15 protein-coding genes and 3 pseudogenes are annotated in these 20,466 nt (G+C 46.0%); 12 read left to right on the top strand and 6 right to left on the bottom strand.

Annotated features, from left to right (window positions below):
- Nucleotides 1–9: 9 nt before the first annotated feature.
- The 5 genes from lipA to HUX74_RS05260 all read right to left on the bottom strand — a co-directional run bounded on the left by lipA (nt 10) and on the right by HUX74_RS05260 (nt 6,202).
- Complete coding sequence (gene lipA / locus HUX74_RS05280) at nt 10–891, bottom strand: lipoyl synthase (RefSeq protein ID WP_117599338.1); 882 nt, start codon at nt 889–891, stop codon at nt 10–12.
- Complete coding sequence (locus tag HUX74_RS05275; protein ID WP_117599339.1) at nt 891–3,104, bottom strand: S9 family peptidase; 2,214 nt, start codon at nt 3,102–3,104, stop codon at nt 891–893. Before HUX74_RS05275 ends, lipA begins: the two co-directional genes overlap by 1 nt.
- Nucleotides 3,105–3,305: 201 nt before the next feature.
- Nucleotides 3,306–4,067: a sugar isomerase domain-containing protein gene (locus tag HUX74_RS05270; protein ID WP_005823892.1), complete on the bottom strand. Its 762-nt coding sequence runs from the start codon at nt 4,065–4,067 to the stop codon at nt 3,306–3,308.
- A 31-nt stretch (nt 4,068–4,098) separates the two neighbouring features.
- Nucleotides 4,099–5,250 carry a sugar MFS transporter gene (locus HUX74_RS05265; protein WP_174646325.1) on the bottom strand — a complete coding sequence of 384 codons (1,152 nt, stop codon included), beginning with the start codon at nt 5,248–5,250 and terminating at the stop codon, nt 4,099–4,101.
- A complete protein-coding gene (locus HUX74_RS05260) occupies nt 5,243–6,202 on the bottom strand; it encodes an ROK family protein (RefSeq protein WP_117599342.1) in 960 nt (319 codons plus the stop codon). Before HUX74_RS05260 ends, HUX74_RS05265 begins: the two co-directional genes overlap by 8 nt.
- A gap of 315 nt (nt 6,203–6,517) precedes the next feature.
- Between HUX74_RS05260 and HUX74_RS05255 the strand changes: the two genes are divergently transcribed.
- The 3 genes from HUX74_RS05255 (at nt 6,518) to nagB (ending at nt 9,599) form a co-directional block, all read left to right on the top strand.
- Nucleotides 6,518–7,447: a TIGR01212 family radical SAM protein gene (locus HUX74_RS05255; protein ID WP_016274105.1), complete on the top strand. Its 930-nt coding sequence runs from the start codon at nt 6,518–6,520 to the stop codon at nt 7,445–7,447.
- A gap of 61 nt (nt 7,448–7,508) precedes the next feature.
- Entirely contained in the window at nt 7,509–8,708 is a 1,200-nt protein-coding gene (locus tag HUX74_RS05250) for an FprA family A-type flavoprotein (protein ID WP_117713608.1), read from the top strand.
- Between the two features lie 78 nt (nt 8,709–8,786).
- A complete protein-coding gene (gene nagB, locus HUX74_RS05245; RefSeq protein ID WP_174646324.1) occupies nt 8,787–9,599 on the top strand; it encodes a glucosamine-6-phosphate deaminase in 813 nt (270 codons plus the stop codon).
- A gap of 88 nt (nt 9,600–9,687) precedes the next feature.
- On the opposite strand, the pseudogene HUX74_RS20670 reads toward nagB, so the two are convergent.
- Nucleotides 9,688–11,442, bottom strand: a pseudogene (locus HUX74_RS20670) (AAA family ATPase).
- Nucleotides 11,443–11,502: 60 nt separating this feature from the next.
- On the opposite strand from HUX74_RS20670, the pseudogene HUX74_RS05225 reads away from it, so the two are divergent.
- The 9 genes and pseudogenes from HUX74_RS05225 to HUX74_RS05185 form a co-directional block, all read left to right on the top strand.
- Nucleotides 11,503–12,222 (top strand): annotated as a pseudogene (locus HUX74_RS05225) (AAA family ATPase); the annotation flags it as partial.
- Nucleotides 12,223–12,393: 171 nt separating this feature from the next.
- The gene (locus HUX74_RS05220; protein ID WP_254592831.1) at nt 12,394–13,386 is read left to right on the top strand and encodes a DNA-binding response regulator; all 993 of its coding nucleotides are present in this window, start codon (nt 12,394–12,396) and stop codon (nt 13,384–13,386) included.
- Nucleotides 13,387–13,524: 138 nt separating this feature from the next.
- Nucleotides 13,525–13,761 carry an NVEALA domain-containing protein gene (locus HUX74_RS05215; RefSeq protein WP_034525331.1) on the top strand — a complete coding sequence of 79 codons (237 nt, stop codon included), beginning with the start codon at nt 13,525–13,527 and terminating at the stop codon, nt 13,759–13,761.
- Nucleotides 13,730–14,797, top strand: coding sequence for a BF3164 family lipoprotein (locus HUX74_RS05210; RefSeq protein ID WP_174646322.1), 1,068 nt, complete (start codon nt 13,730–13,732; stop codon nt 14,795–14,797). Before HUX74_RS05215 ends, HUX74_RS05210 begins: the two co-directional genes overlap by 32 nt.
- 268 nt (nt 14,798–15,065) lie before the next feature.
- The gene (locus HUX74_RS05205; protein ID WP_009037139.1) at nt 15,066–15,299 is read left to right on the top strand and encodes an NVEALA domain-containing protein; all 234 of its coding nucleotides are present in this window, start codon (nt 15,066–15,068) and stop codon (nt 15,297–15,299) included.
- A gap of 303 nt (nt 15,300–15,602) precedes the next feature.
- Nucleotides 15,603–16,670, top strand: a complete 1,068-nt coding sequence (locus tag HUX74_RS05200) for a BF3164 family lipoprotein (RefSeq protein ID WP_117652466.1) — start codon at nt 15,603–15,605, stop codon at nt 16,668–16,670.
- Between the two features lie 44 nt (nt 16,671–16,714).
- Nucleotides 16,715–17,601 (top strand): annotated as a pseudogene (locus HUX74_RS05195) (DUF1573 domain-containing protein).
- A 12-nt stretch (nt 17,602–17,613) separates the two neighbouring features.
- Complete coding sequence (gene lepB, locus HUX74_RS05190) at nt 17,614–18,504, top strand: signal peptidase I (protein WP_117599349.1); 891 nt, start codon at nt 17,614–17,616, stop codon at nt 18,502–18,504.
- A 1-nt stretch (nt 18,505) separates the two neighbouring features.
- Nucleotides 18,506–20,425 (top strand): hypothetical protein, encoded by a 1,920-nt coding sequence (locus HUX74_RS05185; protein ID WP_120137165.1) that lies wholly within the window; start codon nt 18,506–18,508, stop codon nt 20,423–20,425.
- Nucleotides 20,426–20,466 lie beyond the last annotated feature (41 nt).

Raw genomic sequence — 20,466 nt, 5'->3', positions numbered from 1 at the left:
CTGGGAGATTTAAATGTTTCCTGTTTTACTTCTTTTTTGTATAAAATGAATCTGTTTTTCTGCATGATAGGAGGAGCGTACCAATGGGGCGCTTTCCACTTGCTGAAACCCTTTTTCCAATCCTTTCTCTTTGTAGAGTGCAAATTGTTCGGGAGTAATATATGCCGCTACCGGATAATGTTTGTGTGTGGGTTGAAGGTATTGCCCTATGGTCAGTATGTGACAGCCCACTTGGCGAAGGTCGTCCATCAGTTCTTCCACTTCTTCCGGAGTCTCGCCCAATCCCACCATAATGCCGGACTTGGTGGTGGTATTGCTTTCTGCAATCTGCCGCAACACTTCCAGGCTTGTCTCATACTTGGCGGCACTGCGCACGAGGGGGCTGATGCGGCGGACAGTCTCCATGTTGTGCGAAATGATTTCCGGTTGTGCATCGATAACTTGTGCCACGAGCTCCTTTCTTCCCTGGAAGTCGGGAATCAGCACTTCGACGGTGGTGTCCGGATTGAGCCGCTTGATTTCCCGGATGGTACGTACCCAGTGCGATGCGCCTAAGTCGGGCAGGTCGTCACGGTCTACAGAGGTGACGACTGCATGGGAGAGTTTCATCAAGGCGATGGATTCTGCCACATGTGTAGGCTCATCGGCATCCAGCGGCAAGGGCTTCCCGCTTGCTGTGTTGCAGAACTTACAGCACCGGGTGCAGATATTTCCCCCAATCATGAAGGTTGCGGTGCCTTTCCCCCAACATTCCCCCATATTGGGGCAACGGCCGCTGCTGCAGATGGTATGGAGGCAATGCGACTCGACAATGCGTTTGGTTTCGGTATAGCGCTCGTTGGCACCGATGCTTATTTTGAGCCATTCAGGCTTACGTACTCTTTCAGGCATTATTTCAATTCTTTGTTGAAGAAGTTGGTCAACCGCGTATATAGGTGTAACCGGGTATTTCCTCCGTAGATACTGTGGTTGCGGTTGGTGTAAACCTGCATATCGAACTGTTTGCCGAGCTGTACCAGTTGTTCGGCATATTCGGCACAGTTCTGGAAGTGTACATTGTCGTCTGCCATGCCGTGTACTAGCAGCAGGTTGCCGTGCAACTTGTCGGCACGGGTAAAGGCGGAACTGGCCTTATAGCCTTCGGCGTTTTCTTTCGGTGTGCGCATAAAGCGTTCGCCGTAAACGGTGTCGTAGTAGTTCCAGTCGGTAACGGCAGCTACGGCTACTCCGGCCTTGAATACCGGTGTTCCTTCACTCATACTCATAATGGTCATGTATCCACCGTAACTCCATCCCCAGATTCCGATGCGGTTTTTGTCCACATAAGGCTGGTTGCCCATGTAGAGGGCGGTTTCCACCTGGTCTTTGGCTTCCTTGATACCCAGGTTCAGATAGGTGCATTTGGCGAATTCGGCACCACGTCCTCCGGTGCCACGCCCGTCTACGCAAACCACGATATAGCCTTGCGATGCCATGTAGGTTTCCCAGCTTACACTGAACTTGTCAAGCACTTGCTGTGAACCGGGGCCGCTGTACTGGTACATCAGTACCGGGTATTTCTTGCCGGCGGAGAAGTCGGCAGGTTTCATCATCCAGCCATTCAATGTGGTTCCGTCGGAAGTCTGGAAAGTGAAGAATTCCTTTCGTGGCATGTCATAGCCACTGATTTCCTGCTTCAATGCCGCATTGTCCATCAGGGTGGCAAGAGTCTTGCCCGTATTGTCGTTCAGTGTAATGACGGTCGGAGTATCCAGATTGGAATAACGGTTCATATAGTACTTCATGTTCGTACTGAACTGCGCACTGTTTGTTCCGGCTTGTGACGATAGCCTGGTCTTTTTGCCTTTCCGGTCAATCTTGTAGATGGCACTGCGCATGGGGCTTTCCTCGTTGCTGCTGAAGTAGAAGCTTCCTTCTTCGGGGTCATAACCCAGGAACTCCTGCACTTCATATGGTCCGGCTGTCACTTGTTTCAGCAGATTGCCACCTATGCTATACCAGTACAGATGGTTGTATCCGCTCTTTTCGCTGACAAAGCTGAAATTTTCCGGATAGAAGACGATGTTGTCGAATACATTCTCGCGGATATAGGTATCGCTTTCATCACGCAGAGCCAGTTTGGCTACCGTGCTGCGAGGGTCGGCAAAGTATAGGTCGAACCGGTTCTGATGGCGGTTCAGTGTCATGACGGCAAGCTTGTTGGGGTCTTGGGTAAAGCGGATGCGGGGAATATAGCCGTCTGCATCTACCGGCACGTTTATCTTGCGGGTCACTTTCGACTTGATATCGAAGGTGTGTACGGACACTTTGGAATTTACTTCTCCCGTTTTAGGATATTTGTAAGTATACTCTCCCGGATACTTCTCGAAAGGGGTGAAGTGGGGGGCTTGTCCGGCAAAAAGAGGGAAAGAGTAGGAGGGAACATCTTTCTCGTCGAAGCGGATGAAAGCCAGCATCTGGCTGTCGGCACTGAATTCCAGCGCACGGTTGAAGGAGAACTCCTCTTCGTAAACCCAATCGGGGATGCCGTTCAGCACCTCGTTCTGTTTTCCGTCTTCCGTCACCTGGCTTTCGCTGTTGCCATAGAGCAGTTTCACAAGGAAGATATTGTTGTCGCGTACAAAAGCCACCTGGTTGCCGTCCGGTGAAAATACGGGCACCTGCTGCGGGCCGCCGTCCGAAAGTTTTTCCACAATATTGTTGATTTTACCGTCCAGATTGCGCTTCAGGCTGTAGATGTAATGCACAGCCGTATAGGAATGGCGGTAGATGGGAGTTGTTTCGGTGGCAATGAGCAGTTTGCTGCCGTCCGGAGCAAAGCTGTAGCTGTCAAATGTCTTGAACGTGCATTCGCGTGCGGTAGCGGCATCAAACAGCACTTCCACGGGTTTTCCCGTTTTGAAGGAGTATTTGATGATTTGTGTCCTGTCCGCATTCATTTGCGAATAATGTTCTCCGTCTCCCGGGATGGGGATAACGCCGGAAATGTTCTTCGGAGTGAACTTGCCCGATATGATTTCTTTCAAATCGAGCGCCTTGCCACCTTGGGCGAAACCTGCCAGCGTACAGAGGCAGAGGAGAAGTGCGATGCTTATCTGTTTCATATCTATCTTTTATGCTTATCTGTTTCCATCTTTTTTCTGGGGAACAAATATACAACAAAGGGAAGATTTATCGAAGCAGTGGGCCGATTTTATTCTTTTTGAACAGAAAAAGCCCGTCCTGCTCCTTGGGGGCGAAGCAGGGACGGACGTCCGTCACTCATAGATGATGATTGGATGAGATGATGATTGGAATATCTTTCGTTACAAGCACTTGACTTTTCTTTGATATTCTGCAATGGCTGCATCCAGTCGTTCGTGGGCGGTTGTGTCACCCGGAACGTTGTGCGACGGATGGATGTACAAGTGTACGCCACGGTCGGCAAGGATTTCGGCAACGGTAGTGATGGTCATCCATACCATGGTGACGAAACTCAATGTAGACAACGGACCTACCTTGTCGAAGTGGTTCTTCAAAGGTACGGAGGCGTCTACCAGGGGAACGCAGGAATCCACTACGATATCTGCCAACTGGAAGAGGTTCTTTCCGCTGGAGTGGCGGCTGGCCTTGTCGCCCGTTTCGCTGGCCGAACCGTATACAATAACTTTCATGCCGCGCTTCTTGGCTTCCAATGCCATGTCTATATTGACGGCATTGATACCGGTATGTGAGAAAATCCACATACAGTCTTTGGAATCAAAATCATAGTTCTTCATAATTTCCTGGCCGTAGCCTTCTGCCCGTTCCAGGAAGAGGAACTGATGAATACCCATCTGGCCGATAATCTGCGTGAAGAATGTCAGAGGCAATTCGCAAAGCGGGTGGAATCCTACAAAGCTGCCGATACGCGGATACATTTCTTCTACGGGAATCGTTGCGTGGCCGCAACCAAACGTGTGGACCCAACGACCGGCTTCGATGGAGTCTGCCATAACAGTGGCTGCTTTTTTGATGTTTTCCAACTGGGTAGCTTCCAGCTTTTCCATAATGCCATGGGCATTCTTTAACCATTCGAGTGCTAACATAACTTTTTTGTTTTTTAAGAAGTTAATAAATTTATTTGAGTGAGCGTTTATACAAAAGGAGCATGACGGCAAGTGAGGTAATCATCAGATAAGGATAAAGCCCGATGCCATTGGTGTATTGGGAAACCATTCCCATCAGGCCATTCATTGCAGTCTGGCCAATGAGGGCTATGGCAAGCGCCACGCTGAATGCTGTTCCCGATAAGGACGGGTACCGGCTTCCAAGAATGCTGAGTATCACGGGATACGTGGCCGACAGCCCCATACCTACCAGCACCATGCCGACTGCTGCGCGTGCAAAACCCGGCGAGAACATAAGGAAACAGAATCCTATGGCAGTGAGCGTAAGGCTGTAGGGCAGTACGGTTTCCGGTTTTATCTTCTTGAATATCGCAACCTGCACCATACGTGCCACGGTCAGTCCCGCTACCATGCAGGTCAGTGCAATCAATGCCTGATTGGCCGGAATATCCGTCATCTGCCCAAAGTAACTTGTGGACCAATTGTTGCAGACACCCTCAATGCCGCTTTGGAAAAAAAGAATGAAGCTGAGTAGCAGTAAGCTGCTTTCTTTCAGCAGTCCCAATCCCTCTTTTACCGGGAAACCTTGTGCCTGCTTAGGGGCGGGGAAGCGTACGGGGATGCAGAATATAATGCCCGCAAGCATCACTACACCAATTCCCAGCAAGATGGTTTCGAATGAATAATGCTTGGAAAGGGAGCCCAGCAACATCGGTATGCCCAATGCGCCCAGTCCGTAGAACATGCCCAGAAAGCTGAGACGCGACCCTTTCTCGGATTCTCCCGAGATATCGGATACCAATGCATTGGTTTCTCCGTTGAGGATGCCTCCGCCCAAGCCGATGCCGACGATGGAAGCTTGCAGTAATGGCACACTTTCAAAGAAGGCAAGTCCTTCCATCCCCAGCAGTACGATGATGCAGCTGGGCACCAGCAGGGCTTTATGTCCGAACCGGTCTACGATGGGACCGAAAATCAGGGAACCGGCCAGCATGCCCAGCGGCAGGAAAGTGGCCAGTGAGGTTGTCTGCAACCCGCTCAGATTCAGCTTGGCTATGAGGGATGGCAACACTGCTCCCAATGTAATCATGGAGACTCCGAAGAAACACATCCCGATGCACGCTGCCGTGAATACGAGATTCTTGTGATAACTGTTACTCATACAAGTGATTTTTGATGGCAAGAAACGCTGCTCCTATCAGTCCGGCATTACCGGACAACTGAGAAGGTACAAATTCCACCTGCTTGATGCTGAGCGGTTGCGCCCATTTGCAGGCTTCCTTGTAAATGTCATCTATAAAGATACCGGCAGGGCCGAAGACGCCTCCGCCCCAAATTATCTTCTGCGGGTTGAGCAGGCTGACCAGATTTGCGGAAGCCATGCCCCACATCTCGACGGCTTTGTGCAATACGGAGATGGCGATAGGGTCTTTTTCATTATAGGCACTGAACACATCATAGGCCGATATGCGGCAGATGGGTTTCTGGCGCAGTTTCCCTTTGTATGCCTTGTTGGCGCGTACGGCATCGCGTACCCGTGCCCCGATACCATTGCCGGAAGCGTAATATTCGAAACATCCGCATGCGTCATACTCTTCCCGATAGGGAGGTTGCAGGGCCATCCAGCCGGTGGCGCCGATAATGTCGTTGGCTCCGTGCAACACGTGTCCGTCGATGATGATGCCGGCACCGATACCGGTTCCCACAGCAATGAATATGGCACTGTGACATTCTTTGGCGGCACCTTGCCACATCTCTCCATACATATAGCAGGTACGGTCGCTGTCGATGTATATTTCGATGCCCGGAGGCGTTACACTGCGCAGCTCCTCATAGAGGGGGTAGTTATCCCAGCCCGGTATGTTGGGGGCCCATACCCGGTTGGTTTGGGAGTAAACGATACCGGGGATGCAGACACCTATTCCGTCGATGTGTATACGGCTTCTGCGTGCTACGGTAAGAAGTTTGGCGAGGATATCCGCGGCGAGCTTGCCCACTTCGTGACCGGTTCTTCCTTTCAGGAGCCGTTTGCGGTTAAACATCATGCTTCCGTCCGGAAAGAAAATGGCGCTGGCTATTTTTGTGCCGCCTATGTCCAATGCGATTGTTGCCATGGTGTTATAGTATTTATAGGTTGATTCATTAAGGTTGTATGCAAAGCTATGAATTTATTTCATTCTTGAGGAGTATAAACTGAGGAAATTGTGTGTAAAAAGAGTGTCTAATCACTAAATTGTGTTTAATGTAATTGAGCTTGGATGTACTCTTTCTCAATTAATTAGTTATATATCAGTAGATGAAACATTTTTTAGTGCAGGCGGAAATTCTTTGTTTTATGTTCGTTAACAAATTAAGTGGAAAGTATTCTTGTTTTTGCAGGTTCATCCCACGGAAAAATCCTATATTTGTCACTTACATAAGGAATATGTATGGAAACCAAATCTACGCTCTATAATGAGTTCCCTCTTTTTCTGAAGCGATATTTTCCCTATAAGGTACAGAAAATATCGCTGAATGCCGGTTTTACGTGCCCCAACCGGGATGGAAACAAAGGAGTCGGCGGTTGCACCTATTGCAACAACCAGACCTTCAACCCCGATTATTGCCGTACGGAGAAATCCATTACCCGCCAGCTGGAAGAGGGCAAGCAGTTCTTTGCACACAAATATCCGGAGATGAAGTATCTCGCCTATTTCCAGGCCTATACCAACACGTATGGCGAATTGGAAGACCTGAAGCGGAAATACGAGGAGGCCTTGTCGGCAGACGGAGTGGTGGGCCTGGTTATCGGCACCCGTCCGGACTGTATGCCCGACAGCCTGCTGGACTATCTGGAGGAGATGAACCGGCATACATTCCTCTTAGTGGAGTACGGCATAGAGAGTACCGACGACAAGACACTTTGCCGCATCAACCGCGGGCATACTTTTCATGCCGCCGCCGATGCGGTGGAAAGAACCGCTTCACGCGGAATCCTGACCGGTGGGCATGTCATCCTCGGACTGCCGGGCGAGACGCACGAAAGCATCGTGGCACAAGCCGGTGTATTGTCCCGCCTGCCACTCACTACCTTGAAGATGCACCAGTTGCAACTGATAAGGGGTACCCGCATGGCTCTGGAGTACCGGCAGCATCCTGAAGATTTTCATCTGTTCGGTGTGGAGGAATATATCGACCTCGTGATAGACTATATCGAGCATCTGCGGCCGGACTTGGTGCTGGAGCGTTTCGTCTCCCAGTCTCCTAAGGAACTGCTCATTGCACCTGACTGGGGACTGAAAAATTATGAATTTAATCATCGGGTTCAAAAAAGAATGAAAGAACTCGGTGCATATCAGGGAAAGAAGTATGAAATGTGAGAAAAAAGAATTATTTTTGCCGCAACTTTAAATATGGAATCAATCTAAATAAAGAATAATTATGAACCCAAAAACAGTGATAAAAGGAAAAATCCACTACGTGGGAGTGAATGACCGCAATAAGCATTTGTTTGAAGGTATGTGGCCGTTGCCGTATGGGGTTTCCTACAACTCTTACCTGATAGACGACGAAATGGTCGCTTTGGTCGATACGGTAGACATCTGCTATTTCGAGGTGTATCTGCGCAAGATAAAGAATATCATCGGCGAGCGCCCCATCCAATATCTCATCATCAACCATATGGAACCGGACCATTCGGGTTCTATTCGTCTGATAAAGCAGCATTATCCCGACATTATCATCGTGGGCAACAAGCAGACTTTCGGCATGATAGAGGGCTTTTATGGCGTGACGGGCGAACAATACATGGTGAAAGACGAGGATTTTCTGGCTTTGGGACATCATAAGCTCCGTTTCTATATGACCCCGATGGTGCACTGGCCCGAGACGATGATGACTTTTGACGAAACAGAAGGAGTTCTTTTCGCCGGTGACGGTTTCGGCTGTTTCGGCACGTTGGACGGAGGGTTCCTGGATACCCGCATCAATCTGGACAGATACTGGGATGAGATGGTTCGCTACTATTCTAACATCGTAGGCAAGTACGGCTCTCCGGTGCAGAAGGCGTTGGCTAAGCTGGGCGGTCTGCCCATTTCTACCATCTGCTCTACACACGGACCGGTGTGGACGGAAAACATAGCCAAGGTTATCGGTATCTACGACAAGTTGAGCCGCTACGCCGCTGACGAAGGTGTGGTCATTGCTTACGGTTCCATGTACGGCAACACGGAACAGATGGCGGAAGCCATTGCGGCGGAACTTTCTGCACAAGGCATCAAGAACATCGTGATGCACAATGTGAGCAAGAGCAATCCTTCTTATATCATTGCCGATATCTTCAAGTATCGCGGACTTATCATCGGCAGCCCCACCTACAGCAACCAGATTTATCCTGAGATAGAATCCTTGCTTTCCAAGATTCTGGTACGCGAAGTGAAGGGACGTTATCTGGGATACTTCGGCTCCTTCTGCTGGGCGGGTGCCGCCGTGAAGCGCATGGGCGAGTTTGCCGAAAAGAGCAAGTTCGAGATTGTGGGCGACCCGGTAGAGATGAAGCAGGCCATGAAGGACATTACTTACGAACAATGCGAAAACCTGGCACGTGCCATGGCAGAGCGTTTGAAGAAGGATAGGAAGTAGTTGAAAATTAAGAATTAAAGAATTAAGAATTGAAGTTGAAAATTACCCCTAATTTATTAACCTAATAAAACAATCACAATGAGACTAATCATTCAACCGGATTATCAATCCGTATCAAAGTGGGCGGCACATTATGTGGCTGCCAAGATCAAGGCCGCTCATCCGACACCTGAAAAACCGTTTGTATTGGGATGCCCCACTGGTTCTTCTCCGTTGGGTATGTACAAGGAACTTATCGACCTGAACAAGAAAGGCATCGTGTCTTTCCAGAACGTAGTGACTTTCAATATGGACGAGTATGTAGGTTTGCCCAAGGAACATCCCGAAAGCTACTATTCCTTTATGTGGAACAACTTCTTCAGCCATATAGACATCAAGCCGGAGAACACCAATATCCTGAACGGCAACGCTGCCGACCTGGATGCCGAGTGTACACGCTATGAAGAGAAAATCAAGTCCTACGGCGGCATCGACCTCTTCATGGGCGGTATCGGCCCCGACGGACATATTGCTTTCAACGAGCCAGGTTCTTCCCTTGCGTCACGCACCCGCCAGAAGACATTGACTACCGATACCATCATTGCCAACTCCCGTTTCTTTGACAACGACGTGAACAAGGTTCCCAAGACTGCCCTGACCGTCGGTGTGGGTACTGTGCTTAGCGCCCGCGAGGTAATGATTATCGTAAACGGACACAACAAGGCACGTGCCCTCTATCATGCAGTCGAGGGTCCCGTGATGCAGATGTGGACCATCAGCGCCTTGCAGATGCACGAAAAGGGTATCATCGTTTGTGACGATGCGGCTACCGAAGAATTGAAGGTGGGTACTTACCGCTACTTCAAGGATATTGAGGCGGAGCACCTGGATGCGGAAAGTTTGCTGAAGTAAGCAGATAATAGTACTATATAAAAAAAGCGTAGCTTGTTGAATGATGAACAACAAGTTGCGCTTTCTTTTTGGGGGGGATAAATTCCGGCTACACCTCCTCGCACATCACCATCTCCATCTCCATCCCCCGATATACCACCACAATCTTGTGCAGCGTGGTGTGCTTCACGGCGTCCCGCACCATTTCGCTGTCGGCATACCGGTTGGTTTGGGCGATGCCTGCTTGGCGGAGCTTTTCCACCGCTTCGTCACTCTCTTTTCCTTTGGCATATTTCAGTTCGACGATGTAGCTGTGCTTCATGTCCTTATAGATGTCGGTAAGGGGCATGAGGAAGAGGTCGGTATATCCCTCTTGGGTGTCTTGCTCGGACACGGGGCGATAGAAGCGGTTTGGGGCAGTCATGGCGAGGGTGAAACTATGTACGAAAGATTCTCATTTCTGCTTGTCCCGTTGGGAGGCATAGCGGTGCAGGCAGTCGGCGATGTAGCCGAAGTAGGGATGTCATTCGCCGAGGTAGGCGAGGCGGGAGGCCAGTTCATCCTTTTGGTAGCTGTCAAAGCTTAAATCGTTTTCGTGGTAAGTGTCCAGCAGGTAGGCAAACAATTGCTCGCGCACCACTTGGTTAGGAATGGTGAGCTTGGTTTTTCCCATGTAGGTTCCACTGACGGTGAGCATCCCGAAGTAGAACAGCAGGCTGACGAAGTTGTCGGGGGCTGTAATCTGTTCGGCGGGAAAGCCCGTTTTCAGGTTCCCCGTCACATAGCCTTGTTGCACGAGGGGCTGGATGACAGAGGCATCGTGCGCAAACTCCTTGTCCTTGCGGATGAGCATACGTAGCTTGTTGTAGTCCACACGGATGTTCTCTTCAATCATGTTGCGAGGCAGATTACCACCGTTTCGGATATAGTTGTCAATGAAATAGAGTACCATGTTAGAGTTGAACATGGATGTCCGTCCGTATGTCTCTTCTGCAAAGCAATAGTTGTCGTACCACGGTTTCATCAGTTCAATCAGTTCATCCACCGTGTGATGGAACTCGCAGGTGGTGGAATAATACGCCAGCATCTCGCGCACGTCCTCTTCCGTGAATCCGGTCAGCTCGTTGAATTCGGGGGAGAGGGAGTAGTTGGTGCCGATGTTGAATCCGCTGGTCAGGTCGTCCATCGTTACGGGGCTTACACCGGTGACGAAACACCGCTTGATGGAGGAGTAGGTACCCGCCTTCACGGTGTCGAAGAAGCTGCGCAGATAGCCCGTACCGTGCGTTTCGCTCTTGTAGCCGTCCAGGCAGGCGGGTTCGGACAGTATCTTGTTGGTGAAGTGGTCGTACTCGTCGATGAAGAGGAAGATTTGCTGACCTGCTTTATAGCACTCCTTGTAGAGGTAGTCCAATTGCTCCACGGCTCCCTGCTTCTCGTTCATCTTCTCCTTGATGTCTTTGGGCAGATACTCGGCATATACGTCACAGAAGAAGTCGAATTCGGTGTTGTAATGCGCGTCGAGCGATTGGCGGTAGCTGTGCAGCTCGGCATTCACTACGGCGAAGTTCAGGTAAATCACGAGGTAGGAGTTTCGCTCCTCCGTGGGATGCTCGCCGATGTAGAGTCCGCCGTACTATTTTTCGAAATTCGCCTTGTCGCGCACGTCATAGTAGTGGTGCAGCATGGAGATGGTGAGACTTTTGCCGAACCGCCGTGGACGGATGTAGAAGAAGTACTTGTTGGCATCCTCTATCATGGGGATAAAACGGGTTTTGTCCACGTAGTAACAATTGTCTTCGCGGACATCGATAAAGTTCATCATTCCGTAGGGAATACGCTTGCGCTTGGGCCTTTCGTACATGGCAATCAGGGTTTTGATTGGCACAAATGTACGAATTTAATTTGATTTTCCCAATTGCTTGCTTCTCTGCTTGACAGTAATTCCGATGCCCTTTTGCAACAACAGCTTCGCAACGAGATGCGCAAGTTCTTCAGTCCTCTCAAGGGATTGGGGCAATATCTCCGTTTTCTCTTCATCACGGGCATCAGCAAGTTCAGCCAGCTGAGCATCTTCAGCGAACTGAATAATCTGAAGAATATCAGTATGCGCGACGATTTCAGTGCACTTTGCGGCATTACCGAGCAAGAACTGCTGACACAGTTGAAACCCGATATTGAGCGGATGGCTGAGGCCAATGACAAGCTGGCTTACCCCAATAATGAGGTACGTTATGGTTTTACGGAGTCCCTGCTTCCTTCATACGTTCATCGTTTTCCCCGTGAAAACACGTTCTACGTCGTCTCTTTCCTTCGCGACTTGATGAAGGGTGATTTGGATAACAAGACCGAAAAGCATTATCAGACCATTTTCTATTTGTTGTTCCGGTTGATGGGGCAATATGTGGAGTCGGAAGTGAAGAGTTCCGTAGGCCGTGCGGATGTGGTGGTGAAGTTGCAGGATGCCGTTTATGTCTTCGAGTTCAAATACGACGGTACCCCGGAAGAGGCGTTGGCGCAGATTGACAGCAAGCAGTATGCCATCCCTTACCGGGCAGACGGCAGGCGTGTGGTAAAAATTGGCGTGAATTTTGACAGTTCCACGCGGACGATTGGCGGGTGGAAAATAGCTAAAGCAGATTAGAAGAAGAAACTGTTTTGATTTTATATCCTTCTTTCTCAAGTCATTTTCCTTTTTTCTTTATATTATTGTTTAACTTTGGCGCTATTAAGCGGATGCCTCTTCGAGTGCATGGGTAGAAATGAATAAGCAACAGAAAGGAAGGAGTAGATGAAACGCTATAAGAAGATTCTTATGATATGGATATGTGCCATTGTAGTGGTGGCAGTGTCTGTGATAGTAGCATTATATGATAATGCCAACCAGGGACAAGACGTGGCTAAGGAGGTTGCTGTAGAAACTCTGCGGAAGGTTGCGGAACGGGTCGTGAATCGGGAATTTGATGGGCTGGGGATGTTCTATGCATTTGGGTCTGATAGTGGTAAGAAGCATACCAAAAGGAAAGCGATATCAGAAAATGGTGAATTTGAAGTGATAATAGATTCATTGAAAGAGGCACAAGGACTATTCCCGTTGGATCTCGTAGGGTTTAAAGCCGATATGTTGAATTATTATGGAAAATTTCCATTGGAAGAGATTTGTCTTGAGTGGAAAGCTGAGATGAATGATAGGTATGGCGGAGCCATGTGTGCTCTTTTTCTGAAGGTTAATCCGATGGGAAAGGGCATTGTGCAAGAATTATCTACTGGAGATGAAACTATAATTGCTTCACAGAATGATTTAGGCACTTACTATTTGGACGGTATGTACACAATGAGGTTGACAGCTTATATGTTGCCTGATTTTGGGCACTGTGTGGATTGGGCAGACCATGTGCTGCAGATACTATCCTGCATTTTGTGCATTCTGCTATTGGGACTGGCGGTTTATATAGGAGGGCAACAGTATAGAAAGAGAAAAACGGCTGATACGTTGACAAAGAGCACTTACCGGTTCGGGAAGTATATATTTGATTCCGTCAACCATACACTGACTTATGAAGGTGAAAAAGTATCTTGTACGCCACAAGCCGCGAAGTTATTACTTGGTTTTGCCAAGTCGCCCGAACTTTTCCTGACGAACGATGAAATAGCGGAAATTTGCGGTTGGCCATTGAGTGATTTGAATTTAGGCAGCCGCCGCAGAAAAGCAATAAGCTTATTGGGTAAACTCTTTGAGGCGGACGATTCCGTTCAGATTCTTCTTCTGCTGGAAAGGAAGGGGTATCAAATTGTTATCTCCAAGTAGATGAAATGTTAACCCATATTGGTGTGTTGGGTGTGAACTTTTTTTCACGTCCCAACTTTGGGCGTTTTCCGAATAAAGACTGGCAAAAGCCAAAATAATCCTTTTATCTTTGCTTGTGTAACAAAAAACAAAAACACTATGAAAAGCAAGGTGAAGTTATTAGGAGCTTTGGCAATTAGTGCCATTTCGGTTTTAAGCTATGTTCAAATTAGTCATTCGGAAAAGCTAGATGATTTGCTATTGGAAAATATAGAGGCATTGGCTGCTGGTGAGAGTGGGGATGATAGCAAATGTTTTGGGAGTGGTTCAATAGTTTGTCCTTTAACAAATCAAGGAGTAGCTCATGTGCAAATTTATTATAGCCTGCCTCATTAGCCTATCCGCACTGTCCTTTTCCTCTTGTACGCAGAAAAAAGTAGCAACTTCTGTTGCCTACATGGATTTTCCACAAACAATCGAGCTGAAAGCGAGGGTGCAGCCATTGGACACCGCTTTGTTCCGTTATCCGTTCCGCGTTCGGGTGCAGGGTGATAAGGCTGTGGTAATGGATTTGCATGGCACGGACTACTTTTGCCATGTTTTCCACTATCCGGGTTTCCGCTATTTTGCTTCGTTCGGCAAGCGGGGCGAGGCTCCCGAAGAGATGCTTTCTGCTGAAAATATCCGATGGCATGGTCAATCTCTGTGGGGACTTGATGCTGGTAAGTCCGTATTAACCAAGTATGATTTTACTTCGTCGGGTTGCTCAATCGTTCCTCAGAAAGTGATAAATATGGATGCTGACATGCTTCGCGTTTTAGACTTTGTGATGGTTGACGACTTTACCTTCATTGTTCCGGACGGATCTGGCAGTAGCCGCTTTTGCTGGGTAAACTATCAAGGGAAATTATTGCGCAGAACCGGTCAAATACCGTCAGCCAACGTGGAGGCTTTGCAGAATGCCCGTCCTGCATTGGCTCAGGCATGGCGTAGCTTCATCGACTATAATCCCCGAAATGGAGTGCTGGCAGCAGTTACCCAGTTGGGCGAAGTACTTGAAGTCTTTAATTTGAAAGATAGTACGCATGTGGTACGCATTGGTCCGCACGGTGAACCGGAGTTTAAGATTTCTCAGGGTTATGGTATTCCTACGGGTATCATGGGATTTAGCGATGTCCAAGTGACAGACAGTGCTATCTATGCGGTTTTTCATGGGCGCTCTTTTAAGGAAATTGCGCAAAATGTACAGCAAGGTGTCTATTTGCCGGATGGAGGACGGTATATCTATGTTTTTAGTCTGACCGGCGAACCTCTCTGCAGGTATGTGTTAGACCATTATGTTTATGGCATATCGGTAGATGAACAAAAAGGAATAATCTTGGCAACGGATGTGAATAAAGATGATCCGATAATAGAGTATAGTATGAAATAAAGTAAACTATAATATGGATGGAGAGGAACGGACGGTTCACGTTTTGTTGGTGCATCTCGTACCGTCCGTTCCGTAACCCACCAAGAAAGGAGGTCGAGGCAAAGATAGTAATTTGAATTGAAACAGAGTGTGTTTTCTGCTATTTCGATAGATATGGTAAGAAATGAATTCTCCAAGATTTTTATATCTTGATTCTGGTACGCAAGCATTATGCTTGTGGTAAATGATAAAAAAGAATAATCTTATACTAATAAAATTGAAGAATAGTATGAAGAAAATGATTAAGATAGCTTTTGTTGCAGCATTTGTAGCGATTGCAGGATATGGTGTTTATACAAATCAGAAATCGGAGACATTGTCTGATTTAACATTGGCTAATGTGGAAGCATTGGCTGGTGGTGAAAGTGGAGGGTATTATTGCTGCAGTCCATATAGTTATGAGTGTTATCGCATTGTAGGTGGTGGTATTGTGCATGGACTGAGACTTCCTTTGCCTTGTTAATAGAATAAAAACAAGTTCGATTAGAGAAATATATTTTCCTATAATTTCTCTTCTAAATCTACTAGTTAGATACTGATTTTATAGTATATATTCTTTTGAAATTAGAACTATAGTAGAGGATTTGTCTGGAATCTAATCCCATGTCATTCATGATGCTACAATACAATAAGTGTGCTTTGAGCCTTTTTGGGGGTCTCTAACTTAGTTGGGGATATATACAAAATCTTGAAGAATAATTATACTTTAGTTAAATGATGGCATGGGGTTGAAAATTCAGACACTAATATATTAAAAATAAACTATATGAATAAAATGAATAGATTCTTTTGGGGAGTATTGTACATCGTGTTTTTAAGTGCTTGCAATAATAAACCACCTCAAACAATTGGGGAATTATTTCCTGAAACGTTTTCCTTGAATCAAAGAAAAGAATGTCTAATCAGTGAAGATTCCTTAGGTCGTGTAGAAGGTATTGCATGTGACGAGGAAAATCTGGTTGTTTTTGATACACGTTCCAATCAATGTTTTACATTGTTCGATCAACAGTCGGGTAGACAGATTGGTCGTTTTGGAAATATAGGGCAGGGTCCTTTGGAAATAATGTTTGGTAGTAGTGGCTATTTAGAAAAAAAGTGTCTAGTGACATATAATGACCAAAGTAGAATAGTGATGAAATATAGCCTTGATTCTTTGCGGAGTGGTGTGGTTGATGGTGCTCCTACACGTCTGACGAAGCATAAAATATCGAATGCTCTAATATCGAGGCTTATTACTATTAATGATTCTATTTTTGTAGTAGGAGGAATGTATGAAGCGCGTTATCAGCATTTAATATTTGATGCAAACAATCGTGTGTTAGATTATGGTATAGATGTTTATAATGCTGCTGATAGTAGTTTCAATGCTATAACTAGATATCTTTCCAATCAAGGATGTATGGCAAAGCATCCGTATAAAAATGAGTTTGCCTATTCTGTTAATTTTTCGTCTAACTTGGATTTCTTTGAAATAGTTGATAATAAAATTAAACTTAAAAAAACGATGCGTTTAGGGAATCCTATATGTGAATCTGTAGTAGAGGATGGTGGGCAATTGTTTAGTACACGTCTAACCAAAGAAAGTATTCATGGTTTTATTGAAGTGTGCCCAACACCTAAGTATCTGTATGCTTTATATTCGGCTGGGAAAATATATGAAGTTCAAAGAAAATCGAAAACTGTATTTGTCTTTGATTGGGATGGTAATCCCATAAAAGAACTTCTACTTGATATGGATGTGTTTCATATTGCAGTTAATGAAAAAGATAAAAAGATGTTTGCTGTTGTAAAAAATGAAGAGGGTGGGTTTAATATTATATGTTATGTATTATAAATCTTTCAATGGTGTATGAACTGAAAAAATAAATTTCCATAGAGATGAAAAAAGGGTTTGTATTTACAATGTATATTATGGTATTACTGATTCTGTTCTCCTCTTGTCAGAACAAAACAAAGAATCATGTTATACAATTAGTGAGAGAGTGGGAAGGAAAGAAATACAATTCCCTCCTAATTCTGTGTTTACTATTCAAGGGAAAGACACTATAAAGCATTCAGGAGATAACTGTGATTACAAAATAGTAACTTATATTGATTCTATAGGTTGCACGAGCTGTAAATTGCAGTTGCAAAATTGGAAAGATTTTATACTTAAGATGGATTCTCTAAACCATGATAAAGTATCATTCCTTTTTTACTTTTATCCTAAAGATAAGTCTGAACTACGTTTTATATTTCAACGTGACAGTTTTGAGTATCCGATTTGTTTGGATGAGAATGATAGTTTTAATAAGCTAAATCATTTTCCTTCAGATATGACTTTTCAAACTTTTCTATTGAATCGGAATAATAAAGTACTTGCTATCGGTAATCCTATTCATAATCCTAAAATAAGAGAGTTGTATGTTAAGATAATTCGAGGTGAGAGTATAGCAATAGAGAATGAAAGTAAGGATATTAAAACAGAAGTTGCCACGGACAAAGTTTCCATCTTGTTAGGTGTTTTTGATTGGCAGAAAGAACAAAAGGCAATTTTTACTTTGAAGAATATCGGAGATAACCCATTGGTTATACAAGATGTTACTACTTCTTGTGGTTGTACTACCGTAGCTTATTCAAAGGAACCGGCATTACCGGGTAAGGAAATAGATTTGGAAGTGGTTTATAAAGCTGAACATCCGGAGCACTTTGACAAGACGATAACGGTATATTGCAATGCAGAAACTTCTCCGTTGGTATTGAAGATTAGCGGGGATGCAAAATAACTGATTGATGGGATGAAGGAGCGGCTGCAATTGAAAAAATGGTTGAATGGAATAACAAACGTATTATTCTGTCTGTGCCTGCTTGTTGTGATACTGATAGTATTGCAGGTGTTTGTGGTGACCTCCTTCAAGATACCGTCGGACTCGATGGAACCGTCGTTGCTGGCGGGTGATTGTATTCTGGTGGATAAATGTTCGGGTGGAGCACGCCTATTCAATGTGCTTGATGCCGTGGAGAAAAAGGAGGTGAAGATACAACGTATGTCCGGATGGAGAAATTATCAGCGGAATGATGTGTTGGTGTTCAATTTTCCTTATCCGGGCAGGTGGGACAGCATTGCGCTGGACGTGATGTTGTATTACGTGAAGCGCTGTATCGCCGTGCCGGGTGATACGTTGGAGATAAGGAATACACATTATCGTGTGTCCGGATTTGATGGTATCGCAGGAAATGTGCAGGCGCAGGAGGAATTAGGTAAATTGATATCTTCGGGCATGACGGAGGAGCGGGGCCTTGTTCTTAAGAGCTTTCCCGATGGTGGCTGTAATGGGTGGACTATCAGCGAGTTTGGGCCTCTTTATATACCGGCCAAAGGCAGCGTGGTAGGAATGAATCCGGAAACACGGTTGCTGTATCGGAACGTGATAGAGTGGGAACAGAAAAAGAAACTGACATTGCATGGAGATTCGGTTCTGCTGGGGGACAGTGTGATACACAATTACCGCTTCTGTGAGAACTATTATTTCGTTTCGGGTGACAAGATGGTGAATTCAAAAGATTCCCGCTACTGGGGATTACTGCCGGAACCATTTATAGTGGGAAGGGCATGGCTGGTATGGAAGTCCGTCAGCCCGAATACTGGAAAAATGAGATGGAAACGTATCTTTAAAAGAATAGACTAAGATGAAAGTTCTGTTTAAATTGCTCTGGATATTATTGATTGCCGGGATATTGGAGGCTTGCAATGCTTCCGGCAGATTGGAGTACGCACTGGAGTGTGCTGCAACCAACAAAGGCGAACTGGAAAAGGTACTGGAACATTATAAAGATGAGCCTGAAAAATATAAAGCCGCTTGTTTCTTGATAGAAAATATGCCTTATCACTATGCCCTTGAAGGTGAAGAACTGGATTCTTTGAAAACAGTGCTGGCTTCGGCAGATGCTTATGGGGTGATGCTGAAGGATACTGCCGTACCGGATTGGGATTATTATACCCCTTCCGGATTGCAGAGAAAACCGGATGTACTGAATATAAGGGCTGAATTCTTGATAAATAACATTGATTTGGCTTTTGATGGTTGGAAAAAGCGTCCGTGGAATGCTTCCCTTTCTTTTGCAGATTTCTGTGAATGGCTGCTTCCCTATCGTATCGGAAATGAGACTCCGGACAACTGGCGGCAGATATACCATGACCGTTATTCCTTTTTGCTGGACGAGGTTTATACGGGTATCGATGTAGTGGAGGCGATTAGCGTAGTTTGGGAGTATTTGCAGAAGGAAGACCCTTACCGGTTTACATGGGTCTTTAACTATCCGCATTTGGGAGGAGAGTACCTGCTGCATAATCGTATCGGCAAGTGTCAGGATGCTTGTGATTTTATGATTTATGTGATGCGGGCCATCGGCGTCCCGGTAGCCTATGATTTCTATACTTTCAATGCGGAAACACGGAAAGGGCATGTGTGGAATGTGGTGAGGGATGTAACGGGTGTCTGCCTTCCTTTTACTTTCCCTTCCCGGAAGCCGGAACGGGGAAGTTTCTATATTGACAGTCGGCGCCCGAGCGTGGTTTACCGCCGGTGTTTTGGCAGACAATGGGACATGGATGGCGATTTTATGCGGAACCGGTCCGTACCGGCTGCTTTTAAGGATGTGTTTGCAAGAAAAGTGTCGGATAATTATTTTGATTCGAATCTGGAACTGCCGGTAGAAGGGATGGACGGGAATTATGTTTATGTGGGGTTGTTCAGTGCTTATGGGTGGCGGGGAATAGATTTTACTAAGGTAGAAAGTGGAAAAGCGCTTTTCAGAAATTTGGCTTCGAGGCAGGTTTATATATTGTTGGCATTCGCAAACGGGCAGTATCGCCCTATTGGAAATCCTTTTTATTTTGATGGCAAGGATATACATCCTTATGTTGCAGATACCTCCAAGTGCTATTCTGCTGAATTGTATCGGAAATACCCTCTTTCGGAACGTATCAGGAACTATATGGGAGGGATAAAAGACGGGCATTTTGAGGCGGCTTGTGATAAGGATTTTAAAAATGCGGAGTTGTTGTGTACTGTGAAAGATACGCCCGGTATCAATTATAATCACGTTATTCTTGAGAAACCGGTAAGGGGTCGCTATGCCCGTTTTTGTTCTTCGGCAGAGGGATATGCGGAAGTTGCCGAAATGCATTTTTATAAAGGAGAGGAAGAGATTGTCCCTATAGACAGTTGGGGAGATGCTCCAGCCACAGCAAATACTTTTGCCTATCAGGTCTATGATAATGAACCGTTGTCGTATTTCATTTCATCAAAACCCGGTGCAAGTGTAACGGTGGATTTTGGAAAGGTTGTTACTATAGACAATTTTATGTATATGCCCCGTAACGATGATAACTTTGTCAGGATAGGGGATTATTATGAACTCTTCTATTGGGGAGAGGGCTGTTGGAACTCATTGGGGAAGAAAATGGCAGAAAAACCTTTTCTACCATATGACGGGATACCATCGGGAGCTTTGCTCTATTTGCATGACAGTACCCGTGGAGAAGAAGAACTGATATTTCATATGGAAGATGGTAAGCAGGTATTTGTATCGGATTGTAAGGATTGATTGGATTGTCTTTCAGATTGGAATAGAAAAAAATGGAATAG

The organism is Bacteroides sp. Marseille-P8574, assembly GCF_902825465.1.
GTDB lineage: Bacteria > Bacteroidota > Bacteroidia > Bacteroidales > Bacteroidaceae > Bacteroides > Bacteroides uniformis.
The sequence above is the reverse complement of the archived record's forward strand: the minus strand, read 5'-3'. Positions and strand labels throughout refer to the sequence as shown.